At 48.7% G+C, this 24284-nt stretch carries 18 protein-coding genes and 2 rRNA genes (1 of these 20 running past the window's edge); 9 read left to right on the plus strand and 11 right to left on the minus strand.

All coding sequences use genetic code 11. The features are described 5' to 3' along the window. The 3 genes from ACOMHB_RS05470 to ACOMHB_RS05480 all read left to right on the plus strand — a co-directional run. A 23S ribosomal RNA gene (locus ACOMHB_RS05470) occupies nucleotides 1-496 on the plus strand; it begins 2597 nt to the left of the window's first position. A gap of 210 nt (nucleotides 497-706) precedes the next feature. After that, nucleotides 707-822 (plus strand): 5S ribosomal RNA (rrf, locus tag ACOMHB_RS05475). Between the two features lie 540 nt (nucleotides 823-1362). Then, nucleotides 1363-1500 (plus strand): hypothetical protein, encoded by a 138-nt coding sequence (locus ACOMHB_RS05480; protein ID WP_448215788.1) that lies wholly within the window; start codon nucleotides 1363-1365, stop codon nucleotides 1498-1500. Here the strand turns inward: ACOMHB_RS05480 and ACOMHB_RS05485 are convergent. Beyond that, nucleotides 1497-2393, minus strand: coding sequence for a hypothetical protein (locus ACOMHB_RS05485; RefSeq protein ID WP_448215789.1), 897 nt, complete (start codon nucleotides 2391-2393; stop codon nucleotides 1497-1499). The two genes, ACOMHB_RS05480 and ACOMHB_RS05485, sit on opposite strands and share 4 nt — an antisense overlap. Before the next feature lie 985 nt (nucleotides 2394-3378). Between ACOMHB_RS05485 and ltrA the strand changes: the two genes are divergently transcribed. Next, nucleotides 3379-4686 (plus strand): group II intron reverse transcriptase/maturase, encoded by a 1308-nt coding sequence (gene ltrA, locus ACOMHB_RS05490; protein ID WP_448215790.1) that lies wholly within the window; start codon nucleotides 3379-3381, stop codon nucleotides 4684-4686. A 187-nt stretch (nucleotides 4687-4873) separates the two neighbouring features. Here the strand turns inward: ltrA and ilvA are convergent, their stop codons facing one another. Further along, complete coding sequence (ilvA, locus tag ACOMHB_RS05495) at nucleotides 4874-6388, minus strand: threonine ammonia-lyase, biosynthetic (RefSeq protein WP_448215791.1); 1515 nt, start codon at nucleotides 6386-6388, stop codon at nucleotides 4874-4876. A gap of 188 nt (nucleotides 6389-6576) precedes the next feature. On the opposite strand from ilvA, the gene rpiA reads away from it, so the two are divergent. Then, entirely contained in the window at nucleotides 6577-7248 is a 672-nt protein-coding gene (rpiA, locus tag ACOMHB_RS05500; protein ID WP_448215792.1) for a ribose-5-phosphate isomerase RpiA, read from the plus strand. Between the two features lie 102 nt (nucleotides 7249-7350). Here rpiA and ACOMHB_RS05505 read toward each other — a convergent pair whose 3' ends face one another. Continuing rightward, complete coding sequence (locus ACOMHB_RS05505) at nucleotides 7351-7473, minus strand: hypothetical protein (protein ID WP_448215793.1); 123 nt, start codon at nucleotides 7471-7473, stop codon at nucleotides 7351-7353. A 235-nt stretch (nucleotides 7474-7708) separates the two neighbouring features. On the opposite strand from ACOMHB_RS05505, the gene ACOMHB_RS05510 reads away from it, so the two are divergent. After that, on the plus strand, nucleotides 7709-8836 hold the full coding sequence (locus ACOMHB_RS05510) for a branched-chain amino acid ABC transporter substrate-binding protein (RefSeq protein WP_448215794.1): 1128 nt from the start codon (nucleotides 7709-7711) through the stop codon (nucleotides 8834-8836). A 109-nt stretch (nucleotides 8837-8945) separates the two neighbouring features. On the opposite strand, the gene ACOMHB_RS05515 is transcribed toward ACOMHB_RS05510, so the two are convergent. The 8 genes from ACOMHB_RS05515 to ACOMHB_RS05550 form a co-directional block, all read right to left on the minus strand. Next, nucleotides 8946-9998, minus strand: a complete 1053-nt coding sequence (locus ACOMHB_RS05515; RefSeq protein WP_448215795.1) for a PDDEXK nuclease domain-containing protein — start codon at nucleotides 9996-9998, stop codon at nucleotides 8946-8948. Between the two features lie 140 nt (nucleotides 9999-10138). Beyond that, nucleotides 10139-13426, minus strand: coding sequence for a type I restriction endonuclease subunit R (locus tag ACOMHB_RS05520; protein ID WP_448215796.1), 3288 nt, complete (start codon nucleotides 13424-13426; stop codon nucleotides 10139-10141). A gap of 131 nt (nucleotides 13427-13557) precedes the next feature. Next, a complete protein-coding gene (locus tag ACOMHB_RS05525) occupies nucleotides 13558-14604 on the minus strand; it encodes a PDDEXK nuclease domain-containing protein (protein ID WP_448215797.1) in 1047 nt (348 codons plus the stop codon). Between the two features lie 59 nt (nucleotides 14605-14663). Further along, entirely contained in the window at nucleotides 14664-15080 is a 417-nt protein-coding gene (locus ACOMHB_RS05530) for a hypothetical protein (RefSeq protein WP_448215798.1), read from the minus strand. Continuing rightward, the gene (locus tag ACOMHB_RS05535) at nucleotides 15077-15670 is read right to left on the minus strand and encodes a nucleotidyltransferase domain-containing protein (protein ID WP_448215799.1); all 594 of its coding nucleotides are present in this window, start codon (nucleotides 15668-15670) and stop codon (nucleotides 15077-15079) included. The genes ACOMHB_RS05530 and ACOMHB_RS05535 overlap by 4 nt, the downstream gene beginning before the upstream one ends. A gap of 148 nt (nucleotides 15671-15818) precedes the next feature. Next, a complete protein-coding gene (locus ACOMHB_RS05540) occupies nucleotides 15819-17165 on the minus strand; it encodes a restriction endonuclease subunit S (protein WP_448215800.1) in 1347 nt (448 codons plus the stop codon). After that, entirely contained in the window at nucleotides 17165-18217 is a 1053-nt protein-coding gene (locus ACOMHB_RS05545) for a PDDEXK nuclease domain-containing protein (protein ID WP_448215801.1), read from the minus strand. The genes ACOMHB_RS05540 and ACOMHB_RS05545 overlap by 1 nt, the downstream gene beginning before the upstream one ends. Further along, complete coding sequence (locus ACOMHB_RS05550) at nucleotides 18214-20499, minus strand: type I restriction-modification system subunit M (RefSeq protein WP_448215802.1); 2286 nt, start codon at nucleotides 20497-20499, stop codon at nucleotides 18214-18216. Before ACOMHB_RS05550 ends, ACOMHB_RS05545 begins: the two co-directional genes overlap by 4 nt. Nucleotides 20500-21186: 687 nt before the next feature. Between ACOMHB_RS05550 and livH the strand changes: the two genes are divergently transcribed. The 3 genes from livH to livG are packed head-to-tail and all read left to right on the plus strand — an operon-like array spanning nucleotide 21187 to nucleotide 24214. Next, entirely contained in the window at nucleotides 21187-22113 is a 927-nt protein-coding gene (gene livH, locus ACOMHB_RS05555; RefSeq protein WP_422473876.1) for a high-affinity branched-chain amino acid ABC transporter permease LivH, read from the plus strand. After that, nucleotides 22110-23432: a high-affinity branched-chain amino acid ABC transporter permease LivM gene (locus ACOMHB_RS05560; protein WP_448215803.1), complete on the plus strand. Its 1323-nt coding sequence runs from the start codon at nucleotides 22110-22112 to the stop codon at nucleotides 23430-23432. Before livH ends, ACOMHB_RS05560 begins: the two co-directional genes overlap by 4 nt. Before the next feature lie 14 nt (nucleotides 23433-23446). After that, nucleotides 23447-24214, plus strand: coding sequence for a high-affinity branched-chain amino acid ABC transporter ATP-binding protein LivG (gene livG / locus ACOMHB_RS05565; RefSeq protein ID WP_448215804.1), 768 nt, complete (start codon nucleotides 23447-23449; stop codon nucleotides 24212-24214). Nucleotides 24215-24284: the final 70 nt, after the last annotated feature.

Below are 24284 nucleotides of genomic sequence, written 5' to 3' on the forward strand. Positions count from 1 at the left end.
AATGGAAGGGCCATCGCTCAACGGATAAAAGGTACTCCGGGGATAACAGGCTGATACCGCCCAAGAGTTCACATCGACGGCGGTGTTTGGCACCTCGATGTCGGCTCATCACATCCTGGGGCTGAAGCCGGTCCCAAGGGTATGGCTGTTCGCCATTTAAAGTGGTACGCGAGCTGGGTTTAGAACGTCGTGAGACAGTTCGGTCCCTATCTGCCGTGGACGTTGGAAGTTTGAGGAGAGCTGCTCCTAGTACGAGAGGACCGGAGTGGACGAACCACTGGTGTTCGGGTTGTGTCGCCAGACGCATTGCCCGGTAGCTAAGTTCGGACGGGATAACCGCTGAAAGCATCTAAGCGGGAAGCCCCCTTCAAGATGAGACTTCCCTGGCCGCAAGGCCCATAAGAGACGTTGAAGACTACGACGTTGATAGGCGGGGTGTGTAAGCGTTGTGAGGCGTTGAGCTAACCCGTACTAATGACTCGAGAGGCTTGACCATATAACGCCAAAGCGATTTGCGCAGCGAAGCTGCCAGCAAAAGCTGGAAGCCTGAAGCTGGAAGCCGTACACAGTGAACGAGAGTGTTGAGCAAGAATAGGCGACACAGCTTAAAAGAGATTTGGATTCCAGAGCCTTAGTTTTCGAGAAACAGCTTCAAGCCTTCAGCTTAAAGCTTCCAGCTCGAGAGCCACCGGCTCGACCAGTTTTGCCTGGTGACCATAGAGTGTTGGAACCACCCGATCCCATCCCGAACTCGGAAGTGAAACGACACATCGCCGATGGTAGTGTGGGGCTTCCCCATGTGAGAGTAGGTCATCGCCAGGCATTGAATAAAGCAGAACCCCGGTTGAGAGATTGACCGGGGTTTTTGCTGTGTGTCGAGCATGTTGCACAGCTTGGGGGTGAAAGTCCCCTGCTCAGCCAGATGAGGGCGAAGGGTTAGCGAAACACAAGGTTTGTATCGCGAGGTGCAGGCTGAAGGCAGTGTGGAGCAAAACTGCGAGCTGACGAACAGAAATCGGATATGAGGCTGTCTGCGTCGGGACGAGTTAGCAATTGATAACGAAGTCCCATACTCATCCGGACATTCAGGCAGTAGATCCGGCAGTTGTTCAGTGAAGGCGGTGTGACTTACCTCGGGAGGTCTGTGTAGTGTCTGACATTTCAGACTGAGGTCATCGTAAGGTGTCCTGATCGCTACACAGAAGTCAGCAGACGGCATAGTAGCTGGCGTATGTCAGTAAAGGCCCGAACGGTAAAGAGTGGTGAGTAGTTTTTGTCATTCGATACACCGGACGCAGACAAGTCCAGCAAACACTGGAACTCATACCAAGTGGTCACGGCGGAAACGGAGGCTGCGAGGCTATGAGAGCTGAGGTCGTGTCGGTATCACAGGATTACGAAAGCCCGGCGGGTGGTACGAGCCTGATGGAACGTATCACCAATCCCAATAATTTAGCAAGAGCCTTACAGCGAGTTAAACGCAATAAGGCCGGATCTTAATCAACCGAAGCTGTGTGCTGCGCTTGACTTTGCAAGTGAGTGTGACGTTGGTTGCCACACAACTGTAAAGGTTGAATATTTGCAATCGCCAAACGCAAAGGAGTTTCAAAAGATTCCTGATAATGACTCAATATATCTTCAGCAGTATGGAAAAAAATATTCCCGTCCCCCAGTTTACCTATGCAAACATTATCTCCAATGTGAATAAATGTATGAACGGGATCGTTGTTTTTTAAAATTGCAATAGGAGTGAATTGATTGTTTGTATCTAAAGTTTTTAAGTTTGTATACTCGTTGCGGAATTTATCTAGAAATGAAGTTGAATTAAACTCCATAAAGTTCACAAACTGATAGCAAGTTGCTGGGATTTTTTTACCTTTATAAATCTCAGCAACTGTCTTATTTCCTAAGAAAGGGACTAATCTATCTGGAGGGCAATCATCGAAATAAATCTGCAATCCTGAGTTTACACATTTTAAGAATTGCTTTTGCCATAGATGTGAAGGTGTATAGTCGTGATTGCCATTTTGTGTTTTGATATTAAAAGTGAAAGAGCTTTTTGGCCTGTCGTCACTAATGTCAATCATTTTTTTTGCCAGCTCATCATCTCTTTTATTGCCATCGATATAATTAAACACAGTGCCGTTTATTTCAAAAGGGATATGCTTTAATACCACTCTATTCTTCAAGCCTCTCTCATGAAACCCAGCGAAAGCACTCTCTCTTTTTTTGGATCTATCAATTTTTATAGATACTGATGGCTCTAAACACTCCACAGACCTGTTATAACACGTTGCTCCAGATGTTTGTGAATTGTACGGGTTTTGTGTTGAAGCCATATCTGTTGTTGAGAGCAATCTTTTATTTGAAATATTGCTGACCGGTGTCGTCATGATGCAACTCCTTTTCTTTTATTGATTGATGTTGTTCGGAGTCACAACCCTATATAAAGTTCATAACAAAATGGTCAGCCAATATAACAATGAGTGGCAGTATTACCCTTTAGTCTGGCAGTCTGCCGATGCACCAGATGCTACCAGGTGTGCCAAGTGGTATCACGACCATGGTAATAATACTTGAGTAATTGTATTCCAACGAGACTATGCTCTGGTGTCAATGGGAGAAAAGTCCGAAGCGTTATGCGGAGCTGAGAAGGCGGGGAGTCAGTGATGAACTGACGAGACAGACGGTAGGATCTAGCAAAGGGCAGTTGCGAGTATGCCGGAGTCCTGCGCTGCACTTAGCATTGCCGAATAGTTGGTTCGATGAATTAGGTTTGATTAGATTATTGGCTGCTTAACTGACCGAAACGCCCAGTACGGACCCGTAAACTGGGTGTTGTGGGAGTTGCGCCTTGCAAGCGCGTAAAATCTTGTGACCTGAAATGGTCATCGCGGTAAAGCTGTGGTCGGCAGCCGTGTACCGAGTCTTGCGTGGTAGAAGGTAACGACTACTGCGAAGCGTAGACAGGGTGATAACAGGCCGTAACGTCTGCTAAGGGATAATTAGCCCCGAAATTGCACGTGGTTGAAGTGGCTGACCTTCTCTCTCAATGGGGAAAGCGGAAGTCGGGAGCTCCGCTAATGACAAGGCATCCCGACTGCTTCCGGGGTTCGTACCCACGGCATGTTATCGAATGATTTTACGTGAACAAGGGAGATCCTGAACGTTCAGGCGGAGCCTGTAGGGTCCGACGAGCCTTTAAAGCAAGAACGACTTGATGACGTTCAGGAAGTCAGACCAGCTGATAGTACTCCGAGGCGGGGAGAGCCCGTCACATGGGGAAGCGGCTGGCGGTATTTGAGCCTTTCCAGGGAAACATGGGCTCCACATCTGAGGGAGTTACGGTCTTCTACGCAGTGAGAAGGTAAACCAGCCATGGCAACGGGACTGGAGAGGGTAGCAGCGAAAGCCCGGAGTTATCCGAAACTTCGCTTCACAAGTCTGGCACATCACATTACCCCGGCGAGCCTGTGTATGAATCTGAACAAGATTCCACACAACACATCGCCCGGAGTCGATGGGCTGACTGTCGAAGAGACAAAGAAAGACTTTAAGCGGTGGTTGGAACAGACACTGACGTCTATCCATCGGCAAGGCTACAAGGCACCGCCGGTCAAAAGGGCGTGGATACCCAAGCCGGGGAAAAAGGAAAAGCGCCCTCTGGGTGTTCCCTGCATCAATGACCGGGCTTTGCAGCGAAGTGTTGCTGATGTGCTGAATGCTATTTATGAGCAGGACTTTTTGCCCTGTTCCATGGGTGGCAGGCCACGACTGGGAGCGCACCATGCCCTGTCCACTTTTAACGAGGTGGTTTCAGGCCGAAAGGTCAGCTGGGTGCTGGAAGCGGACTTGAAGAACTTCTTTGGGAGTCTTGACCATGGATGGCTGCTTCGTTTTGTGGAACACCGGGTCGGTGATCCCAGAATCCTGAACCTTATACGGCGCTGGTTGAAAGCCGGGGTGATGGAGGCCGGGGAGTTGCAAGAGTGTGAAGAAGGTACGCCTCAGGGTGGGCCGGTCAGCGTAGTTCTGAGCAACCTGTACCTGCATTATGTGCTTGACCTCTGGTTCGAGTGCATGGTCAAGCCTCGGCTAAAAGGCGAGGCATGGCTGATCAGGTACATTGATGACTTTGTGGTGTGTTTTCAGTATCGCAGTGATGCGGAGCGGTTCATGAATGTGCTGCCACAGCGACTGGAGAAATTTGCGCTGAAACTGGAGCCGGATAAAACCCGGTTAGTCAGGTTCGGACGTTTTGCCAGTCGTGGGGGAAGACGACCGGAAACGGTTTATTTCCTTGGCTTTACGCACTACTGCACAAGGAATCTGAAAGGAAACTTCATGGTGGGAAGGAGAACGGAAAAATCCCGCCTAAGACGCAGCATAGCCAAACTGAAGGAACTGCTGAGACGAATACGCCATGATCCGCTGCACGAACAAGTGACAGCGATCAATCGACGGTTGAGAGGGCATTATGCGTATTACGGTCTGGGAGGAAACTTCCGAAGTATGGAGAAGCTTTACCGATTTGTTGACCGCTACTGGTACAAGATGCTGTGTAGCCGATGCCGGAAAGGCAAGATTCCATGGGAAAAGTACCATAACCTCAAGCAGCTTCTGCCGCTACAGAAACCGAGGATAATGCTGCCTTTTATGGCAATGAAATCCATGGCTGTGCTGTGAGTCAAATATCGAAGAGCCCGGTGCGGGAAATCCGCACGCCGGGATCTGAGGGGGTTGGAGCTACAATTGGTAGCTCCTTCTACCCGGTGAGCGTAGCTGTGAGGCTTCGCCCTATCCCGGTTATCCAATGCTTTGTTCCTGAGAGGAATTGAGTCCTGGATAATAAACCCGGCATCTCAGCGGGTCATCACCCCAAAAACGCCTGATAAGCCTTGTTATCCGTTTCTTCACAGTAGTAATAGTCCAGCTCAGCCAGAAATTTTGCGATGTGTGGTCTCTCCATTTCTGGTACTTCCAGACCGACAGCCACACGACCATAGGCAGCTCCGTGGTTCCGGTAATGGAACATGCTGATATTCCATTGGTCACCCAGTTTGTTCAGGAAGTTGAGCAGGGCACCCGGACGTTCCGGGAATTCAAAACAATAAACCACCTCATCCTTTACGGCTTTACTGTGACCGCCTACCATGTGCCGGACGTGCAACTTAGCCATCTCGTTGTCGGTCAGGTTCTCTACCGGATAACCTTTCTCTTGCAACTCTTGGGTCAGATTATCAATGGGCATTTGATCGGGATGAACCTGGACACCTACAAAGATTCGGGCATTTTTGGGGTCGTGGAATCGGTAGTTGAATTCGGTGATATTCCTCTTACCAAGGGTTTCACAAAATTTTTTGAAACTGCCGGGTTGTTCAGGGATGGTGACAGCGATGATCGCTTCGCGCTTCTCACCTAATTCCGCACGTTCGGAAACATAACGCAGACGATCAAAGTTGATATTGGCGCCACTGGCTATAGCCATCAGTTTCTGATTGCTGGCACCTGTCTCGCTGACATATTTTTTCAGGCCAGCTACGCTTGCCGCACCAGCAGGCTCACAGACCGAACGGGTATCATCAAAGATATCCTTGATGGATGCGCAGATTTCATCAGAGCTGACCGTGATCACTTCATCAATGTATTTCCGGCAGAGCTTGAAGGTTTCTTCGCCGATCTGAGCCACAGCAATGCCATCAGCAAAAAGACCCACATGGGGCAAGGTTACTCGCTCATCAGCTTCCAGAGCGGCTTTCAGACAAGCAGATTCTTCATACTCAACACCGATGACTTTGATATCAGGGCGCAGATACTTGATATAGGTCGCTATGCCTGCTGCCAGACCACCTCCGCCGACGGGTACAAAGACAGCGTCGAGCTGACCGGAAGTCTGACGGAGAATCTCCATGCCGATCGTGCCCTGACCGGCGATGGTGTGAGGATCATCATAAGGATGAATAAAGGTATAGCCCTGTTCTTCAACGAGTTTCATGGAGTAAGCCAAAGCCTGATCAAAGGTATCACCATGAAGGATGACCTTGGCTCCTCTGGCCTCGCAGGCTTTGTACTTTATTTCAGGAGTAGTACCGGGCATCACGATAACGGCTTCAATTCCCATGGTCTTGGCTGCCATGGCCACGCCCTGGGCATGATTGCCGGCAGAAGCACAGGTCACTCCGCAGGCTTTTTCTTCAGCGGTTAACTGGGCCATCTTGTTATAAGCGCCCCGGATTTTAAATGAGAATACGGGTTGCAGGTCTTCTCGCTTCAGAAAAACCTGATTATTCAAACGTTTGCTGAGAAATGGAGCCTCATGAATAGGAGTCTCAATCGCCACATCATAAACTTTGGCTTCGAGAATCATTCTTATGTACTGATGAGGCATGGGACTTCACTTTTGTAATAACTTATCTTGATTGGACTGATTCTAAACAGGCATGTGTACAAGAAACAATCTTTTATCGTTTTCAAGTAACAAAAGGTTATACGAAATTTGAAGTATTTAGTTCAGCGGGGGATCGTTTCCGGGGGTATAATCCCTGGCTTCATTGTACATGACCGCAAGGTAGAGACATGACCCAGGACGAGCTGAAGAAGGCGACTGCCGAGGCTGCATTGCAGCGGATCCTCCCTCATCTGGAAGAAGATATGATTATCGGTATTGGCACTGGTTCCACGGCCAATTTCTTTATTGATGCTCTGGCAGAACACAGAAACAGTTTTGATGGTTGCGTAGCCAGTTCAGAGGCTTCTGCTGATCGTCTGAAACAGCACGGGATTCCGGTTTATGACCTGAACAGTATCAGTGAACTGCGCTTTTATATTGACGGGGCTGATGAGTCCAACAATCGTCTGCACCTGATCAAAGGCGGTGGAGCAGCCCTGACAAGGGAAAAAATTGTGGCTGCAGTGGCGAAAGAGTTTATCTGTATTGCAGACGAGAGCAAGCTGGTTGACGTGTTGGGTGAATTCCCGCTTCCTGTTGAGGTTATTCCCATGGCTCGCAGTCATGTTGCCCGTGAACTGGTTAAGTTGGGTGGTGACCCCGCTTACCGTGAAGGGGTTATGACAGATAATGGTAATATCATTCTGGATGTATGGAATCTGGAGATTACTGACGCCATGGGTCTGGAAGAAAAAATCAACCAGATTGTGGGGGTCGTAACTAATGGATTGTTTGCGGCTCGACCTGCTGACGTGTTGCTTCTGGGCACTGCGGAGGGGGTTAAAACCATCAAGCCCTGAATAACCAGAGCCGGGTGTAAACCCGGCCATTTCCCCTGACCTCTAACATGAAATATTACTTGTCACCAATATGGGACACTAATGATTTCCTGAACTCATGGTTCAGAAAATGGTGTTCAAAAAGAAGTGAAGCGAAGCCAGAACGCTGCCTAAAGAAAGTGACAATATAATGAGTTCGCCGGTTTTCAGTTCATTATCCTGTGTATTATGTTGTTTCGTATCCATACTGCTTCTCCTTACATCCTTGTTTAGAGTATTCCCTTACTGAATGCTTTCACTCTAGGTCTGTGATAGCTCTGCCGCCTTAAGACGTTCGTATAGATTTAGACATAAGTCGAAGAAAAAAGTTTGGAAAAAAAGCTGTTATGACTGAAAAAAATCCTTAATATAACTTTTCGAGAGAAAGATGGATTTAGATAATGAGAAAATGGAATTAAGTCCATTCCAAGAGAACTACAGCATGATAAGAAAAATGAACAAAACTCTGGCCGCTCTGGCGGTATCTGCAGCCGTAGCAGGGGCTTCCGGTCTGGCTCAGGCTGCCGACACGATAAAAATTGCTTTAGCTGGCCCGGTAACAGGTCCTGTAGCCCAGTATGGTGATATGCAGTTCACCGGCGCCAGGATGGCCGTAGAGCAAATCAACCAACAGGGGGGCGTCAATGGTAAGCAGCTGGAAGCGGTAGTCTATGACGATGCCTGTGATCCCAAACAGGCCGTAGCGGTTGCCAACAAAATCGTTAATGATGATATCCGTTTTGTCGTAGGGCATCTGTGTTCCGCTTCTACCCAGCCTACCACCGACATCTATGAAGATGAAGGTATCCTGATGATCACCCCCGCCTCCACCAGTCCGGAGATCACCAGTCGTGGATATGAGCTGATATTCCGCACAATTGGACTCGATAGCCTGCAAGGACCTACTGCGGGTAACTACATCGTAGAGAGCATAAAGCCTGAGCGTATGGCAGTTATCCATGACAAGCAACAGTACGGTGAAGGCATTGCCACAGCTGTTAAGAACACGGTTGAAAAAGCCGGTATTGATGTGGCTGTCTTTGAAGGTGTTACTTCAGGTGACAAGGACTTTTCAGCGCTCATTGCCAAGTTGAAGAAGGAAGATGTCGATTTTGTTTACTACGGTGGCTATCACCCTGAGCTGGGCCTGATTCTGCGTCAGAGCGCAGAAAAGGGTTTGAAGGCTAAATTCATGGGACCTGAAGGTGTGGGCAACAAGGATATTTCAGCCATTGCCGGTCAGGCTTCAGAAGGTTTGCTCGTGACACTGCCGAAGAGTTTTGATCAGGACCCTGCCAACGCCAAACTGGTAGCCGCCTTCGAGGCAAAAGGTGAAGATTCATCCGGTCCTTTCGTATTCCCTTCCTATTCTGCTGTTCAGGTTATGGCAGAAGGCATGGAACTGACCAAGAGTGAAAGCCCTGAAGAAGTAGCCGACGTTCTGCGTTCAAACACCTTTAGTACGCCAACAGGTAACCTGGCCTTCGATGGCAAGGGAGACCTGAAAGACTTCAGTTTTGTCGTTTATGAATGGCACGCTGACGGTACCAAGTCTGAGGCTTCAAAATAAAAGCCCGATCGGGAAATACCGTCGACTGTAACTGTGATGGTATTTTCATTACAGGGAATAGCTTGCATAGGCCGACGCTGAAATGTTCAGTTGTCGGTCTGCTTCTGTCTCATCTTTTAGTTCCCAATCCCTGTTCAATGTCTTCCACGCTGGGTAGTTGCGATTGCAAGTTTTCCGGCAGTGATTGAGTGAGTTGGTATTCCGAAACGCCAATAGGCTTTTGCATATCACTGAGAGAGTACTCTGCCACGAGTTTGTCTTTGTTCTTGCACAGCAGAATGCCAATAGTGGGCGTATCGCCCTCTTTACGCAGTTGTTCGTCCACGGCTCTGATATAAAAATTCAGTTTGCCTGCATGTTCCGGTTCAAAATCTACCGTCTTCAGCTCAACCACCACATAACAATCTAACCGGACATGGTAAAACAGCAGGTCAATATAAAAATCCCGTTGTCCTACCTGTATATGAAATTGTTTGCCCAAATAAGCAAATCCAGCCCCTAATTCCAGCAAAAACTGGGTGATATGCTCGGTCAAACCTTTCTCAAGCTCACGTTCGTTGTAGTTTTGGGTCAGGGCGAGAAAATCAAATACATAAGGGTCTTTCAGAGTTTCTTGCGCCATGTCAGATTGTACGGCTGGCAGGGTGGCACTAAAGTTACTGACGGCTTGTCCATCTCGCTGCCAGAGGCCGCTTTCTATCTGGTGAGTGAGTACGCTTCGGCTCCAACCGTGCTCAATGGTACTTCTCACGTAATACAGGGCTTCTGGAACACTTTTACACTTGCTGATAATTTGCAAATTATGTCCCCAGGGTACCTGTGTTAATTGGGCAACAAGCTGTTGCCCAATTGCCTGCTCCCCGGAGTAATAAAGAAACCATTGGCGAATATATTTAAGATTTCGCTCCGAAAACCCCTTAATTTCAGGGAAATCCGACATTAAGTCCTTACTGAGTTGTTTCAGGAAGCCTTCACCCCAGTTAGCCTGAGCCTGTCGACGAACAATGTCTTCCCCCAGTTCCCAGTAAAAAGCCAGCAAGGTCGAATTCACCTGAACAGCGGCTTTAAGCTGAGTTGACAGTACTTTCTGTTTCAACGTTTTCAGCCAGTTTTTGTACTCGCCGTTCAGGCTTAGGTTGACGGTGTTTTTTTGTTTGCTCATGCACGAACCTCTTTTAGCACCGCTGAAACTTAGTTGAGATATTGCCCGAATTCAATGTCAGCATTCTGCTACCAGAGCAACGCAGGAGCAGTTGCCGCGTAGGGCAGCTATTCTCGGTCAGGCTCCTGGTGGGCACTCACTCACCCCTTCAACATATCAAACACAACCCGAGCAAAGCCCCGAGCCAATTCCGGGTTGGAAAGATACTGCAACATCATTTCCTGTTGAGCCTCGTTGCTGTCCATCACGGCATCATCAATGGCTTGTGGGAAGTCACCAAGCAGTGCTTGTTCAGCGGTATTGTTCTCAATCTGCTTCATCACCGTTTCGTTTTCGGCCAGTTTGTCCCGCACGGTAAAGGCGTAATTGATCAAGTCAGCATCGGTCAGGTTGTCGGTAATAAACATCTCATTCAGCCGTGCCACAATCTGGGATAAGAACTCTTCTTTCTTGTCCTTGGGTTTGGCGGAACCGACATCGCTGGAGGGTTCCAGTTCATAGCCCTCGGCGTCTTCCTTGAGTTCAATGTCTTGCTGGCGAATCTTGGACAACCGGTAATGGCTCATGACCACGTTATCCAGGTCAATATCATCTTCTTCAATAACCTTTTCACGGAGCAGTGGGCGCAGGTAGCGAGCGTAAAGGCTGAGCTTTTCCAGGTCTTTGTTGTCGTAGTCCACAATCTGGGACATAAACTCGTAGAAACGGGTAAAGGTGCCTAAGTCCTTTTTGAAGATTTCCAGCCGGTCTTTTTCCAGCTTGCATTCTTTGAAGCTGTTTTCAGCATTAGCGATTAACACGGCATCTTTGGTCTTCCTGGTTCGTTCGAACATCTCCTTGGCACGCACATAAGCATCAATGGCAGAACTGTATCGCTTCTGCCAGCGATCCACAGCGGGCTTGCAAATGTTGCTCACCGCTGCATTGCTTTTGCTCTTGGAAAGAAAAGCCTCGCAGAACTGTTCTACTTCGTTCCAGGTAAAGATACCGCTGGCACGGAGTTTTTCGTAAAGGTCGAATACTTTATCCGGGTCTGTCACATCCGCCAGTTCAGCGATTTGGTAATACGGCTGGAATGCGGCCAGAATCTCTTCCGGCTCATTGACAAAATCCAATACAAAAGTGCCGCACTCGGCTTTGCCGGGATAGGTACGGTTCAGACGGGAAAAGGTTTGCACACATTCCAAACCACCTAAGGGCTTGTCTACATACATGGCGCAGAGTTTCGGCTGATCAAAGCCAGTCTGGAATTTGTTGGCAACCAGCATGATCTGGTAGTCGTCGCTATCGAATGCTTTGCGCATGTCCCGGCCCTTTAGAGCTGGGTTCATATTGGTTTCGGTGAACTTTTGGTCCAGCAGGGCAGAGCTGTCCGGATCGTCCTTATGGAATTCCACCTCGCCGGAGAAGGCAATCATCACGGCTATCGAACTTTTGTGTTCTGAGAGGTATTTATCAAACGCCAGCTTGTAACGCACCGCTTCCTTACGGGAACTGGTGACCACCATCGCCTTGGCCTGACCACCCAGCAAGCCCATAACATGCTCTTTGTAGTGCTCGGTGATGACTTTCACCTTCTGGGAAATATTGTATTCATGAAGCCGCACCCAGCGGTTCAGTTTTACCTTGGCTTTTTTGCTGTCTACCTCTTCGTCCTCGGCCTCTATTTTTTGGGCCAGCTGATAGGCCACCTTGTAGTTGGTGTAGTTTTTCAGCACATCGAGAATAAAGCCTTCCTCAATGGCCTGGCGCATGGAATACACATGGAAGGCTTCAGGCAGGTTCTTCTCGGAAGCAGGCTCATCAGGTTTGGGCAGGCGACCAAACAGCTCCAGGGTTTTCGCCTTGGGTGTCGCAGTGAACGCATAGTAATTCAGGTTGCTGCTGCCCCGGCGTGAGGCAATGGTGGCATCTAGCATATCTTCAGAAGACAGCTCTTTGTCCTCATCTCCGTCATCAGCACCATCCACCATCAACACTTCCTTCAGCTTGCGGGCGGTGGAGCCGGTTTGTGACGAGTGGGCTTCGTCGGCAATCACGGCATAGCGGCGTTCCTTCAGTCTGGTACTGTTCTCAATGGCCGCCAGTACATAAGGGAAGGTTTGAATGGTGACAATAATAATCGGTTGAGCACTCTCCAGAGCCGCTGCCAGTTTCTCCGACTTGGAGCCGTCACCTTCTTTTTTGTTGATACGCCCCACCACACCGTCGGCGTGTTCAAACTGATAAATAGTGTCTTGTAGCTGATCGTCCAGCACGGTTCTGTCGGTAATTACAATCACCGAATGGAACTGCTTGTTGCCTTCACCGTCGTACAGGGTAGAAAGCTGGTGGGCGGTCCAGGCAATGGAGTTGGATTTACCGGAACCGGCACTGTGCTGCACCAGATACTTGTTGCCCGTGCCTTCTGCCTTGGCCGTTGCAATCAGCTTGGTCACCACATCCCACTGGTGATAACGGGGAAAGATCAGGGTTTCCTTTTTCGACTTGCGGCCTTCCCAGTCTTCCTTCTCTTCGATCTGCAAATGCACAAACCGACCGATAATATTCAGCAGGTTGTCGGGCAGCAATACCTCGTTCCACAGGTATTCGGTGGCGTACTCATTCCGGTCTTCAGGAATATCATTGCCTGCACCGCCTTCAGCCGTGCCTTTGTTAAACGGCAGAAAGAAGGTATCGCTGCCCGCCAGTTTAGTCGCCATATACACTTCGTACTGACTCACGGCAAAATGCACCAGCGCCCCCCGTTTAAAGGTCAGCAACGGTTCCGGCTTGCCGGTTTCCGGGTCTTTGGGCAGACGGGTCTTTTGATATTGTCGTTTGGCGTTTTCAATGGCCTGTTTGAATTCTGATTTCAGCTCCAGCGTTGCCACGGGCAGACCGTTTACAAACAACACCAGGTCAATGCGCCATGCCTTGGCTTTTTTACCGGTTTCTGCCAGATGAGCGTCGACGCCTTCCCCCTCGGGGGAAGGTTGGGATGGGGGGACAAGATTGACATAAGGACTGTAAACCAGCTCCGGCACCACACGACAACGGTTTTCTTTATAGCGGGCCAGCGTATCCGGATTCAGGGTATGTTCCGGCATAAACTGACACAGGGAGAACCGGGCATTGCGAATCTTCAAGCCATGACGCAACACGCCCAGGGTGCCAAAGCTGCGAAGCTCCTTATCAATGGCATTGGCATCGGCTTTCTTTAACTGGTTGACCAGATGGCTGATAAAATGCTGCTCCGAATCCACCGGAAAGCTTTTGCAGAACTTTTGCCATTCCTTCGGCTGGGTGTTTTTGACAAAATCCAGTACATCGCTGGTATACAACGCCGTTTCCCGGTCGTACTGGTCGCCACTGCCCAGTAGCCAGCCTTTGGCTTGCAGGCGGGCGATCATATCGTTCTGGAAGGTGGATTCGCTGGTACTGTCCATATTTCAGGGTCTCAAAATGGTACCTGAAGGTCTCGATATGGGACTCTTCAGGCATTGTGCAGACAGTGTCTGCACAATGTATCAATCTGGCTGAATTGTCTCCACACTGCGGAGACAATTCGAGGATTCCACTATTCAGTTTTATTCTCAATACGTTTTCGGGCGTTGCTGACGGCTTCCTGAAAGCGCTCTTCCAATATTTCTTTGGAGGGTATGTTGGTGAGATAGTCTGCTATATGGATACCGCTTTTATCCAGTTCAAGTAATTCAATTTGCTTTTGCTTCTTACCTGCACAAAGAATGATGCCGATAGGGGGGTCTTCTCCATGCTGACGGTCATATCTATTCAGCCAGCGTAGATATAACTCCATCTGTCCTTTGTACTCAGCTTTAAACTTGCCTGTTTTCAGTTCAATAGCAACCAGTCGCTTCAGTTTTCGGTTATAGAACAAGAGATCAATATAAAAATCATCTTCATCAATTTGAACTCGGTGCTGGCGTGCGACAAAAGTGAAGCCCATACCCATTTCTAACAGAAAATGCTCCATTTCCCGCAAAATAGCATCCTCAAGATCTTTTTCCACGTAGGTATCATTAAGCTCAAGAAAATCCAGAATGTAAGGGTCTTTCAGAACGATATCCTGATCGGCTTTCCCTTGATCCCTCAGCATTTTCAGATCGTGAACGATGGTTTCTTCCGGCTTTCGGGATAAGGCAGTACGCTCAAACAGCATGGAATCCGTACGCTCGCTGAAGGTGCGGACAGACCATCGCTCCTGAATCGCCATGGTCATATAGAACTCACGTTTTAGTGGGTCATCAATGTAAATCAACAGTTTCAGGTGTGACCAGCTCAATTGTCTCCACACTGTAGAGACAATTTCATCAGCCTCACAGATTTCGGCAAACTTAATACAATGTCTCAATTGCTGAGGGCTCCAGCCCTTACCAAAATGCCCGGAGAGCTGGCGGGACAAGTCGGAAATAACCTGTTTGCCGTAGTCTGCCCGCTTACCCTTCAGGATTTCCTGCTGAATACGCTGACCGACCTTCCAATAGAGTGCGGTTATCTCGGCATTGAGTGCCACCGCTGCCCGTTGTTTGGCTCTTTGTATCAGGTCTTTGATTTCGCCGAACAGGTTGTCTGGCTCTTTTGATGAAGCGGGTGTTTTGCTCATGCGGTGGCCTCTGTGGGGTGTTCTTTTTGTTCTGTTGCTGGTTGCCAGTCACGGACGTCCTAAGAGATTTCAGGGAGTGATTTAACCAGATTTAACAGCTCATGGGTTAGCAGAATCAGTTCTTTCAACAGTTGCGGGTTAATATCCAGGTGCCCTTCGTATTCCGCCAGGTTACGATGGTTGTGGCATTGATCAAGAACCCGCCATTTTGCACGACTCACGTCTAATGTATGCTGCAAACACTGGAACACCAGATAGCGGCTTTCAGAGCGGTAGCCGTGCCAGCGTAATGCAGCAAGCGACAAAGCATGGGCAGCACTGTAGGCCAGAGAAAACTGGCTGTCGACAGATAAACCACTGATGGCAGCATCTTTGAGTTTGGTTTCAGCCGCCCGAACCATCCCTGCAAATTCCTGTGCATCGGGGGGTTCTTGTTTGAGTTTGTTGATTTTGACCAGATTATCCAGCTCTTTCACGATGGCTTGTCTCCGGTTAAGGGTTGATCGGTCAGCCAGAGTTTGGGCTGTTCCATAAGTCGTGTGACAAAACTTTGCTGACTGTCTACTCTTTGCTGGAATTCTTCAGGCGTCAGCAATGTAGGATTAATGATTCGCCCCAGCTGATTTTCTGCTGGTTCCAGATGCTCCATAATCTCGCCATAACTTAAATCATGCCCCACTAGCAAAACGTCTATATCACTGCCCGCGTGTTCCTGTCCTTTTGCTACCGAGCCATAAATAAATGCCATGTCACATTGACTTAAAACGGGCGACAGTGCCCCTTTAATCACGCCCTGTACGCCAAAGGTTTTGCGGGTAATGGCTTTCAGCTCTTCAAAAACGGGGTTATCGGGATTGGCTTGATAATGCTGCTGGTTACCCTGCTGGTGAGTGGTGAGCAATCCGACTTCGGTCATTTTCTTGAGTTCCCGAACCACAGCGCCCTTGCCGACCCCGGCCAGCCTTGCCACCTCGTTCAGATAAAAAGAGCAGTCCGGCTTGCCGTAGAGCACAGCCAGCAGACGTTGCTGAGTTTTGGTGAACAGTACGGAGGCAATGGATGACACAGTGACGAAGTTCCTATAGAGGTATCAATATGGGAACTATAGGTCTCATATTGGGACTTTTCAAGGTCCCAAAAAAAGACCTTTTAGTCTCAATTTAGGACTGAACTGAATTGTCTCGACAGTGTCGAGACAATCGCAGGCTCAGATATTATGACGGAGCGACCCAGTCACGTACGTCGATTTTGCCGGTGACGGCGGCGGAGATTAGGGCGGTGCGGCGTTCTTGGAGCTTGGCAATCATTGACTCTGCATCTTTCGCTATCATGTCAAAAGATGCTTTCTTGCCAGCAACTTCACGCATAATACTGTCTTGCTCGTCTTCAGGCGGAACAAAAATCGGAATATCTGCTAAAACAGTTTTCTGCAATTTATATCTGCCAACGCCTTGTTTAATCAGCCAAGGTAAAATATCCATGTGTTCAAAATACAAACACGCCCACGCTGTAGAACAAGTTCCCTTGCCTTTGATCAAGTGAGCATGGTTGTTCACGTTGAACTTGCCTTTGACATGAATTGTCATGGATTTTTCTTTGAACTTAAGAAAATGGTCGCCATCCTCACCGAGCAGGAAGTACTCGCCTTCAACATTGTATTGGTTAATGTAATTGAGAATTCCTGTCGGTCCGTAATATGGGTATTCACCCTCCATTTTCATACGGGTCTGTCTATCAATAGGCGTTCTGAGGTTGTTGTCGACTTCACATGCGTGACGAACTCGCTTTACTTCCCAATGCTCCGGCACTTCCCCAAGCCACTCCATACCGGAATCCTTCATCGGTGCATCAGGGTTTAGCCCCTTGGTGACAGCATGACTAATCACCGCCTGTCGTTTTTCTTTCATCAGCCGGATCAGGGATTGCTGCTCTTCGATCAGGGTGTCGATTTTGGCGGTTTCGTGGCTGAGGAAGCTAAGAATATTGTCCTGTTCGACTCTATCTGGCAACGGAAGAACCAAGTCTTTCACAATTCCGGAGTTCAAACCGTGCATGATTGAACCTTTACCGAGAGTTTTTATCTGAAAACCAATCTCGTGTGTTTCATCAATCAGTATCTTGAAGAATCTTGGATCAATTTCATGCTCTTTAACTCTGGTTCTCAAAAGATGCGAATCAATTATCCCTAACGGAATGCCCTCAGGAACGATTTCGCACTTCCCACTTGTACCCATCATGGTTATTAGAATGTCATTCGGGAATACCTGATAAAGACTCATTTCTTGGAATTTTTCAGTAGTAATTTTTCTCTTTCCTAAAGAAAAATCCTTCTTAATTACATTTTCTTGCCCGTAGACATTGTGACCATGCTCAGCCATATCGTCGAGCTTTAAGGCACTGCCGAAAGGGCCGATCTTTATGCCTTCAGAGCCATCTTTAAGCACATAGCGGACTTTTTTTAAGTTCCAATGTTTGGGGATGGAACTCAACCACTCAACCCCAGAATCCTTATATTCCGGATAAGCCGCATATTTTTTGCGCTGAAGGCTGTTTCCATCCATCACAACTCACCCCCCAGTCCCTGCTCAATTTCTTCAATACTGGGCAGTTGCGATTGCAGATTTTCTGGCAGTGATTGGGTCAGTTGGTATTCCGAAACACCAATAGGCTTTTGAATATCGCTGAGGGCGTATTCCGCCACGAGTTTGTCCTTGTTCTTACACAGCAGAATGCCGATAGTCGGCGCATCGCCCTCCCTGCGTACCAGTTCATCTACTGCTTTGATATAAAAATTCAGTTTGCCTGCGTGTTCCGGCCTGAAGTCACCCGCTTTCAGTTCAATGACTACGTAGCAATGCAGGTGTGCATGATAAAATAAGAGGTCAATATAAAAATCCTGCTGCCCTACCTGTATATGAAACTGCTTGCCCATGTAGGCAAAACCTGATCCCAATTCCAGTAGAAACTGAGTGATATGCTTAATCAATCCCTGCTCCAGCTCTCGCTCTGTGTAATTATCAGTGAAGGCAAGAAAGTCAAACATATAGGGGTCTTTCAGGGTTTGCTGTGCAAGGTCGGACTGGACGGCAGGCAGTGTTGCATTGAAGTTGTTGGGCGCTTGTCCCTTCCGCTGCCAGAGTCCACTTTCAATCTGGTGAGTGAGGACGTTTCGGCTCCAGCCATGTTCTATGGTTTTGCCCACGTAATACAGAGCTTCAGCCGTTGTTTGGCACTTGCTGATTATCTTCAGGTTATGTCCCCAGGGCACCTGAACTAATTGCGAAACAGCCTGTTTCGCAATTTCCGGAGATTGGTTCCAGAACAGATACCATTGTCGGATAAATTCAAGGTTTCGACGGGAAAATCCTTTGATTTCAGGAAATTCCGTCATTAAGTCATGGCTTAGTTGCTTCAGAAAGCCATCGCCCCAATTAGCCTGAGCCTGTCGGCGAATAATGTCTTCCCCAAGCTCCCAATAAAAAGCCAGCAAGGTTGAGTTCACCTGAATGGCGGCTTTGAGCTGGGTGGACAGTACCTTCTGTTTAAGGTTTTTCAGCCAGCTTTTGTATTCCTTATTCAGGCTCAGGTTAATGTTGTTTTTTGGCTTGCTCATGAGTGAACCTCTTGTAACAGACTCATGATTCTAGCACTCACCGCATCCAGATCAGCATCAATGGCTTCCAGCGCACGGGGCGGCCGATACACATAAAAATGTCGGTTAAAGGGAATCTCGTAACCCACAATACCAATCTCACCATCCTGGGCATCGCATTTATCGGCATTGATCCAGGCATCGGGTACATGGGGTGCCACTTCCCGGTTGAAGTAGGTTTCGATCAGGATATGGGTGGGCATTGATGGGTCAAGAGGAATATTCTCGTTATCCCGCAGGTCGCCATCGGTCTGGAATTCGACGATTTTGCCTTTGTATTCAAATGCGCCGTACAGTGGTTGGGTTTCTTTATGTTCAGGATGAACGGTATGCGGCGGCGTCATGGACGACGAGGAGCCGCCCTTCAGCACCTTTTTGATCACCGGCTCGGCTTCGGGGTTCTTGCGGGTGACGGCATCGAGGAACTGCTTTTTCTCTTTGGTATCCAGCTTTAAATTAGCGGCTTTGAGCGCGGCTTTCAGGTCTTTATCGAACTGGTTAAAGTCGTTGGACAGTATCGTTCCGACTGTATTTTGCAGAGTTTGGGCTTTCTCCATCAGCCCCCGCTGGAACAGCCAGAGTTTGTCGTTCAGCACCTCTTTGATCTGCTTCTCTTTCAGTTCTTTGAAGTCTTTTTTGATTTTGGTGCGGATGGTTTCTTCGTTGTCTGCCAAGGTTGTATGACACTCTGTGCCGAATTCCTCAACCATCCAGCGCATAACGGCATTATACGGCCTGGGTGCATAGCGTAGACCCGTTACTGCGTCATCAGTAATCTGGGCGGACAGGCGAAGTGGGCGTTCCACGGTAATACGACGGTAGCCGAATTTATGACTGTCGAAAATTTTGGCGGCAAAATTTTCTTCGGATGCTTCTGCAAAGGCTCCAAAGTTTTGGGTAATGATGCGGCGATCCGCTTCGCTCATTATGTTCCGCTTGGAGCCCAGGGACTTACGCATCTTGCCGCAAAGGTTTACGCCGTTAATCAGCTGCACTTTACCTTTGCGTTCATTGGACTTTTTATTGGTCAGCACCCACACATAGGTAGCGATACCGGTGTTGTAGAACATGTCTGTGGGCAGGGCGACAATGGCTTCGAGCAGGTCGGCTTCGAGAATATAACGGCGAATCTCGCTTTCACCACTGCCTGCACTGCCGGTAAAGAGCGGCGAACCGTTGAGGATAATGCCGATGCGGCTGGGGTTCTGGTTCTCTGGCGTGATGTCCCTGAACTTGCTGATCAGGTGCATCAGGAACAGCAGCGAACCATCGGACACTCTTGGCAGGCCAGGGCCAAAGCGACCGTCGTAGCCTTTGTGTTCATGCTCATCTTTAATGGTGCCTTCGATCTTCTTCCAGTCCACCCCGAATGGCGGATTAGACAGCATGTAGTCAAACTGGTCGCCACTGAGGTGATCGTTCGACAGAGTGTTGCCCAGTTTGATGCGACTGACATCCTGACCCTTGATCAGCATATCGGCTTTACAGATGGCGTAGGACTCCGGGTTCAACTCCTGGCCAAAGGCCGTCATACGAGCTTTTGTATTGTGCTTGTATACGTACTCCATTCCCGCAGAGAGAAAGCCGCCTGTGCCTGCCGTTGGATCATAAATACTGCGAACGATCCCTTCTTTGGTTAAGGCATCATCATCTTCCATAAACACCAGTGAGGTGGTGAGCTCGACAATATCCCTTGGGGTAAAGTGTTCACCGGCGGTTTCGTTGGAAGATTCGGCAAAGCGACGGATCAGTTCTTCAAACACCAAACCCATATCGTGGTTGCTGATCGCCTTGGGGCTGAGGTCGATGGTGGCAAACTTCCGCAGTACCTTGAACAGCAGGTTGGCTTCGTTCAGGCTGCCTGCAAACTCATCAAACTTGAAATGCTCAAAGATTTCACGGGCATCTTTGGAGAAGGAGAGGACATAGTTTTCAAGGTTGTCCTTGATATCGCCCTGACCCATCTTCGACAGGTTCATGGGTGAAGTGTTGAAAAACGACAATCCAGAAGCACGCAGCAGCATCTTCTCCATACCTTCTTCAGGCAGGTTCATAGCCTTTACTTTTTCGTGCTGGGCAACCACTGCTTCCTTGGTGGGCTCCAGAACGCATTCCAGGCGGCGCAGCAGGGTAAACGGTAAGATGATGCGCCCGTACTGGGACTGCTTGAAATCGCCTCGCAGGAGGTCGGCTACGGACCAGATGAAGGCGGCAAGGTTGTTAGAGGTTTGGGTGTTGGGCATATCTTGACCAGATTGAGCTTTTGGCTGGCAGGTGAGTCAGCAAAAGTGACCAATTGATTGACTTTGATGCTGCTAGAGTACATCAAAAGTTCAGTATTAACGAATAGCGAAATATGTTTACCCAAGCTCTGGAGAGGCTGTCGCAAAACTCTGGTTCCCATGCTCCAGCGTGGGAACCCATACCCATCTCGCGCTGCAGAGTCCGCTTTTCAGGGGAGGTATGCATTCCCACGCAGAGCGTGGGAACGAGTTGTTAGAGTTTTGCGACACCCTCTGGAGTTCGGGGTTGCACATTCGAAAACTATAAGAATTGAAGTCTCTGAATCGTAAGGGCATATTGTTATTGTCGTCTAATGGGTAATGGCAATAATGAGTAAAATAATAAGAACTGCTAATGAGCTGCCTGGCTGCTAGTCAGTTGCAATACTGCCCTGATTAATGGGGGATTTTCCGCCAGCTATTTTTTTGTTCCATCCCTACCAAGAGCCTTTGTCGTGTGAGAGAATCGGCCCGACATTGAGGGGGTTTTTATAGATCTTCAGCCCTGACATATGGGTTTTGACCCAGACAGATCCAGGATGATATTTCGCAGACTTTCTTGTGGCTGAGTCAGAGCAAACCCTCTGAAGAAAAGTAAAAAATAGTAGAAAAAACAACGTTTACAAAAATAAAAAACGAGGTCGTGGAATGGGGGATTCAGGTTTTTACCTTATTCAACAACTACTTAACGGGCTGACGATAGGTAGTACGTATGCTCTGATTGCTATCGGTTATACCATGGTTTACGGCATCATTGGCATGATCAATTTTGCTCATGGTGAGATCTACATGATTGGCAGTTACATCGCTTTTGCGGTACTGGCCGCGTTAGCGATGATGGGAATAGACAGTGTTTCACTGATGCTGGTTTCCGCCTTTGTCATCAGCATCATTATCACCAGCACCTATGGCTTTGCGGTGGAGAGGGTTGCTTATCGGCCTTTGAGGAACAGCAACCGGCTGATTGCCCTGATTTCTGCCATTGGTATGTCCATTTTCCTTCAGAACTATGTCCGCCTGGCCCAGGGGTCAAGGGATATAGCCATGCCCAGCATGATCAGTGGTGGCTGGACCTTTGGTCCTGAAGACGGTTTTAATGCCACTGTGTCGTACATGCAGTTAATTATCTTTGTGGTGACGTTTATTGCCATGACGGCCCTGACTCTGTTTATCTCCAGATCAAAAATGGGTCGGGCCTGCAGAGCTTGCGCTGAAGATCTTGGCATGACCGGGCTGCTGGGTATCAACACGCATCAGATTATTTCGATCACTTTTGTGATCGGGGCCGCTCTTGCTGCGGTAGCCGGTGTATTGCTTGGCATGTATTACGGAGTAATCAATCCCCACATTGGCTTTATGGCAGGTCTTAAAGCGTTCACTGCTGCGGTGCTGGGAGGAATCGGAAGTATACCCGGAGCTGTGCTGGGTGGTTTGATTCTGGGGGTCACGGAAGCCTTCACTGCAGGTTACTTCAGTGCGGAATATAAGGACGTTGTCGCCTTCAGTCTCCTCGTTCTGATTCTTCTGTTCAGGCCGACCGGCCTTCTGGGCAAGCCGGAGGTTGAAAAAGTATGAAATCATTACGCTTCACTCCGGCAATACTCTCGGCAGTTGTTTTGCTGATACTAACCAGCCTGATGATGGGGGTTCGTCTTGAGCCCTCGGGCGTTGGACTTGAGGTGACATTAGCCGATCCTTCTTCCCTCTACTGGATAGCTGCCGGTGTGGCTGCTGTCTTCTTCTTCCAGCTGTTCAGGGCACCCATCGATCAGGGGCTTTCCGGAATAAAACAACAGTTGCCATCTATTAATGCAGAAAAGCTGACCAAAGTAACCAGGAACAAAGAAGCTAAAACCCTTGTAATCTGCTTTGCAGTAGCAGGATTGATGATCTGGCCATTCTTTGTTTCCAGGGGGGCTGTGGATCTCGCCACTCTGGCCCTGATTTACGTCATGCTGGGGCTGGGTCTGAACATTGTGGTGGGCCTGGCCGGTCTTCTTGATTTGGGCTACGTCGGCTTTTATGCCGTGGGTGCCTACAGTTATGCCTTATTGAATCAATATTTGGGGCTCGACTTCTGGAGCAGTCTGGTGCTGGGTGGTATTCTGGCGGCTTTCTTTGGTTTTATTCTTGGTTTTCCGGTGCTCAGGCTTCGGGGCGATTATCTGGCCATCGTAACTCTGGGTTTTGGTGAAATCATTCGAATCCTGCTCAACAACTGGACGACATTAACAGGTGGTCCTAATGGAATCAGTCAGATTCCGAAACCGACTTTGTTTGGCCTTGAATTTGGACGCAGGGCGCAGGAAGAAGGGAATGTTCCTTTCCACGAATACTTTGGTATTGATTACAGCAGTGAGTACAAGGTGATTTTCCTGTACATACTGGCCGTGTTGCTGGTGATTGCCACGCTGTTTGTGATCAATCGACTCCTTCGAATGCCTATTGGCAGAGCCTGGGAAGCCTTGCGTGAAGACGATATTGCCTGTCGCTCACTGGGTTTGAATCCTACGGCCATCAAACTGTCTGCATTTACTATAGGGGCTGCATTTGCTGGCTTTGCTGGTACCTTCTTTGCCGCCCGTCAGGGTTTTATTAGTCCTGAGTCGTTTACTTTCATCGAGTCCGCAATCATTCTGGCCATTGTTGTGCTTGGTGGAATGGGGTCTCAGGTCGGTGTCATTCTTGCTGCTGTGATTATGACCGTTTTGCCTGAGTTTGCCCGTGAATTCCAGGAATACCGAATGCTGATGTTCGGGTTGATGATGGTTTGCATGATGGTATGGCGTCCTGAAGGTCTGATGCCCATGAAGCGGCCTCATATCAAGATTAAATCGGATAAGTCTGAGTCGGTTAGCCCGATCAAGACAGCATCATTGGCTGAAAGCGTGTAAACGGAGGAATCAGAATGAGTGAATGTTTACTGGACGTTTCTGATCTGAGTATGCGCTTTGGCGGACTGCTGGCTGTGGATCAGATGGCGCTGAAAATCTGTCCGGGTGAAATTGTTTCCATGATTGGGCCCAATGGTGCCGGAAAAACGACCGTTTTTAACTGTCTTACGGGCTTTTATAAGGCGACTGGTGGCTCTGTTCAATATAAAGGTCAGGCTATCGAAAAGATGCCGGGTTATAAAATAGCCCGGCTCGGTGTTGTGAGAACCTTTCAGAATGTGCGTCTGTTTAAGGGCATGAGCGTGCTGGAAAATCTTTTGGTTGCCCAGCACCGACATCTGAATACAAGGTTGTTGGCAGGGTTGTTTAAGACCTCGGATTATCGGCGTAGTGAAGAACAAGCGATGGCAAGGGCTGAGTTCTGGCTGGATAAAGTTGGTCTGACCGGGTTTGCCAATCGTGAAGCGGGTAACCTGGCTTATGGACAGCAACGCAGACTGGAAATTGCCCGTTGTATGGTGACTCAGCCCGAGTTATTGATGCTGGATGAACCAGCCGCTGGTCTCAACCCCAATGAGACAGCAGAGCTGGATGAGCTGATTTCTGATTTGCGACGGGATCATGGTGTTACTGTGCTTCTGATTGAACATGATATGAAGCTGGTTATGGATATTTCTGACCGGATTTATGTCATTAACCAGGGGCGTCCTCTGGCTTCAGGCGTACCAGAAGATATTCGCAACAACCCTGAAGTGATCAAGGCTTATCTGGGGGAAGGATAGTCACAAATTACTATTAGCTTCCAGTAGTAATAGTCCCGGTCAGAGTATGAGTCTTCGGGCTGTCTTGCGA

It is taken from the genome of Endozoicomonas sp. 2B-B (assembly GCF_053470045.1).

What these genes read in the sequence shown, in the direction of transcription:
- ltrA (WP_448215790.1), top strand. Translation starts at nt 3,379, where the DNA reads ATGGCAACGGGACTGGAGAGGGTAGCAGCGAAAGCCCGGAGTTATCCG.
- rpiA (WP_448215792.1), top strand. Translation starts at nt 6,577, where the DNA reads ATGACCCAGGACGAGCTGAAGAAGGCGACTGCCGAGGCTGCATTGCAG.
- ACOMHB_RS05545 (WP_448215801.1), bottom strand. Translation starts at nt 18,217, where the DNA reads ATGAGCAAGCCAAAAAACAACATTAACCTGAGCCTGAATAAGGAATAC.
- ACOMHB_RS05560 (WP_448215803.1), top strand. Translation starts at nt 22,110, where the DNA reads ATGAAATCATTACGCTTCACTCCGGCAATACTCTCGGCAGTTGTTTTG.
- ACOMHB_RS05550 (WP_448215802.1), bottom strand. Translation starts at nt 20,499, where the DNA reads ATGCCCAACACCCAAACCTCTAACAACCTTGCCGCCTTCATCTGGTCC.
- ACOMHB_RS05540 (WP_448215800.1), bottom strand. Translation starts at nt 17,165, where the DNA reads ATGGATGGAAACAGCCTTCAGCGCAAAAAATATGCGGCTTATCCGGAA.
- ACOMHB_RS05510 (WP_448215794.1), top strand. Translation starts at nt 7,709, where the DNA reads ATGATAAGAAAAATGAACAAAACTCTGGCCGCTCTGGCGGTATCTGCA.
- ACOMHB_RS05520 (WP_448215796.1), bottom strand. Translation starts at nt 13,426, where the DNA reads ATGGACAGTACCAGCGAATCCACCTTCCAGAACGATATGATCGCCCGC.
- ACOMHB_RS05525 (WP_448215797.1), bottom strand. Translation starts at nt 14,604, where the DNA reads ATGAGCAAAACACCCGCTTCATCAAAAGAGCCAGACAACCTGTTCGGC.
- ACOMHB_RS05485 (WP_448215789.1), bottom strand. Translation starts at nt 2,393, where the DNA reads ATGACGACACCGGTCAGCAATATTTCAAATAAAAGATTGCTCTCAACA.
- ACOMHB_RS05505 (WP_448215793.1), bottom strand. Translation starts at nt 7,473, where the DNA reads ATGGATACGAAACAACATAATACACAGGATAATGAACTGAAAACCGGC.
- ACOMHB_RS05480 (WP_448215788.1), top strand. Translation starts at nt 1,363, where the DNA reads ATGAGAGCTGAGGTCGTGTCGGTATCACAGGATTACGAAAGCCCGGCG.
- ACOMHB_RS05515 (WP_448215795.1), bottom strand. Translation starts at nt 9,998, where the DNA reads ATGAGCAAACAAAAAAACACCGTCAACCTAAGCCTGAACGGCGAGTAC.
- livG (WP_448215804.1), top strand. Translation starts at nt 23,447, where the DNA reads ATGAGTGAATGTTTACTGGACGTTTCTGATCTGAGTATGCGCTTTGGC.
- ilvA (WP_448215791.1), bottom strand. Translation starts at nt 6,388, where the DNA reads ATGCCTCATCAGTACATAAGAATGATTCTCGAAGCCAAAGTTTATGAT.
- livH (WP_422473876.1), top strand. Translation starts at nt 21,187, where the DNA reads ATGGGGGATTCAGGTTTTTACCTTATTCAACAACTACTTAACGGGCTG.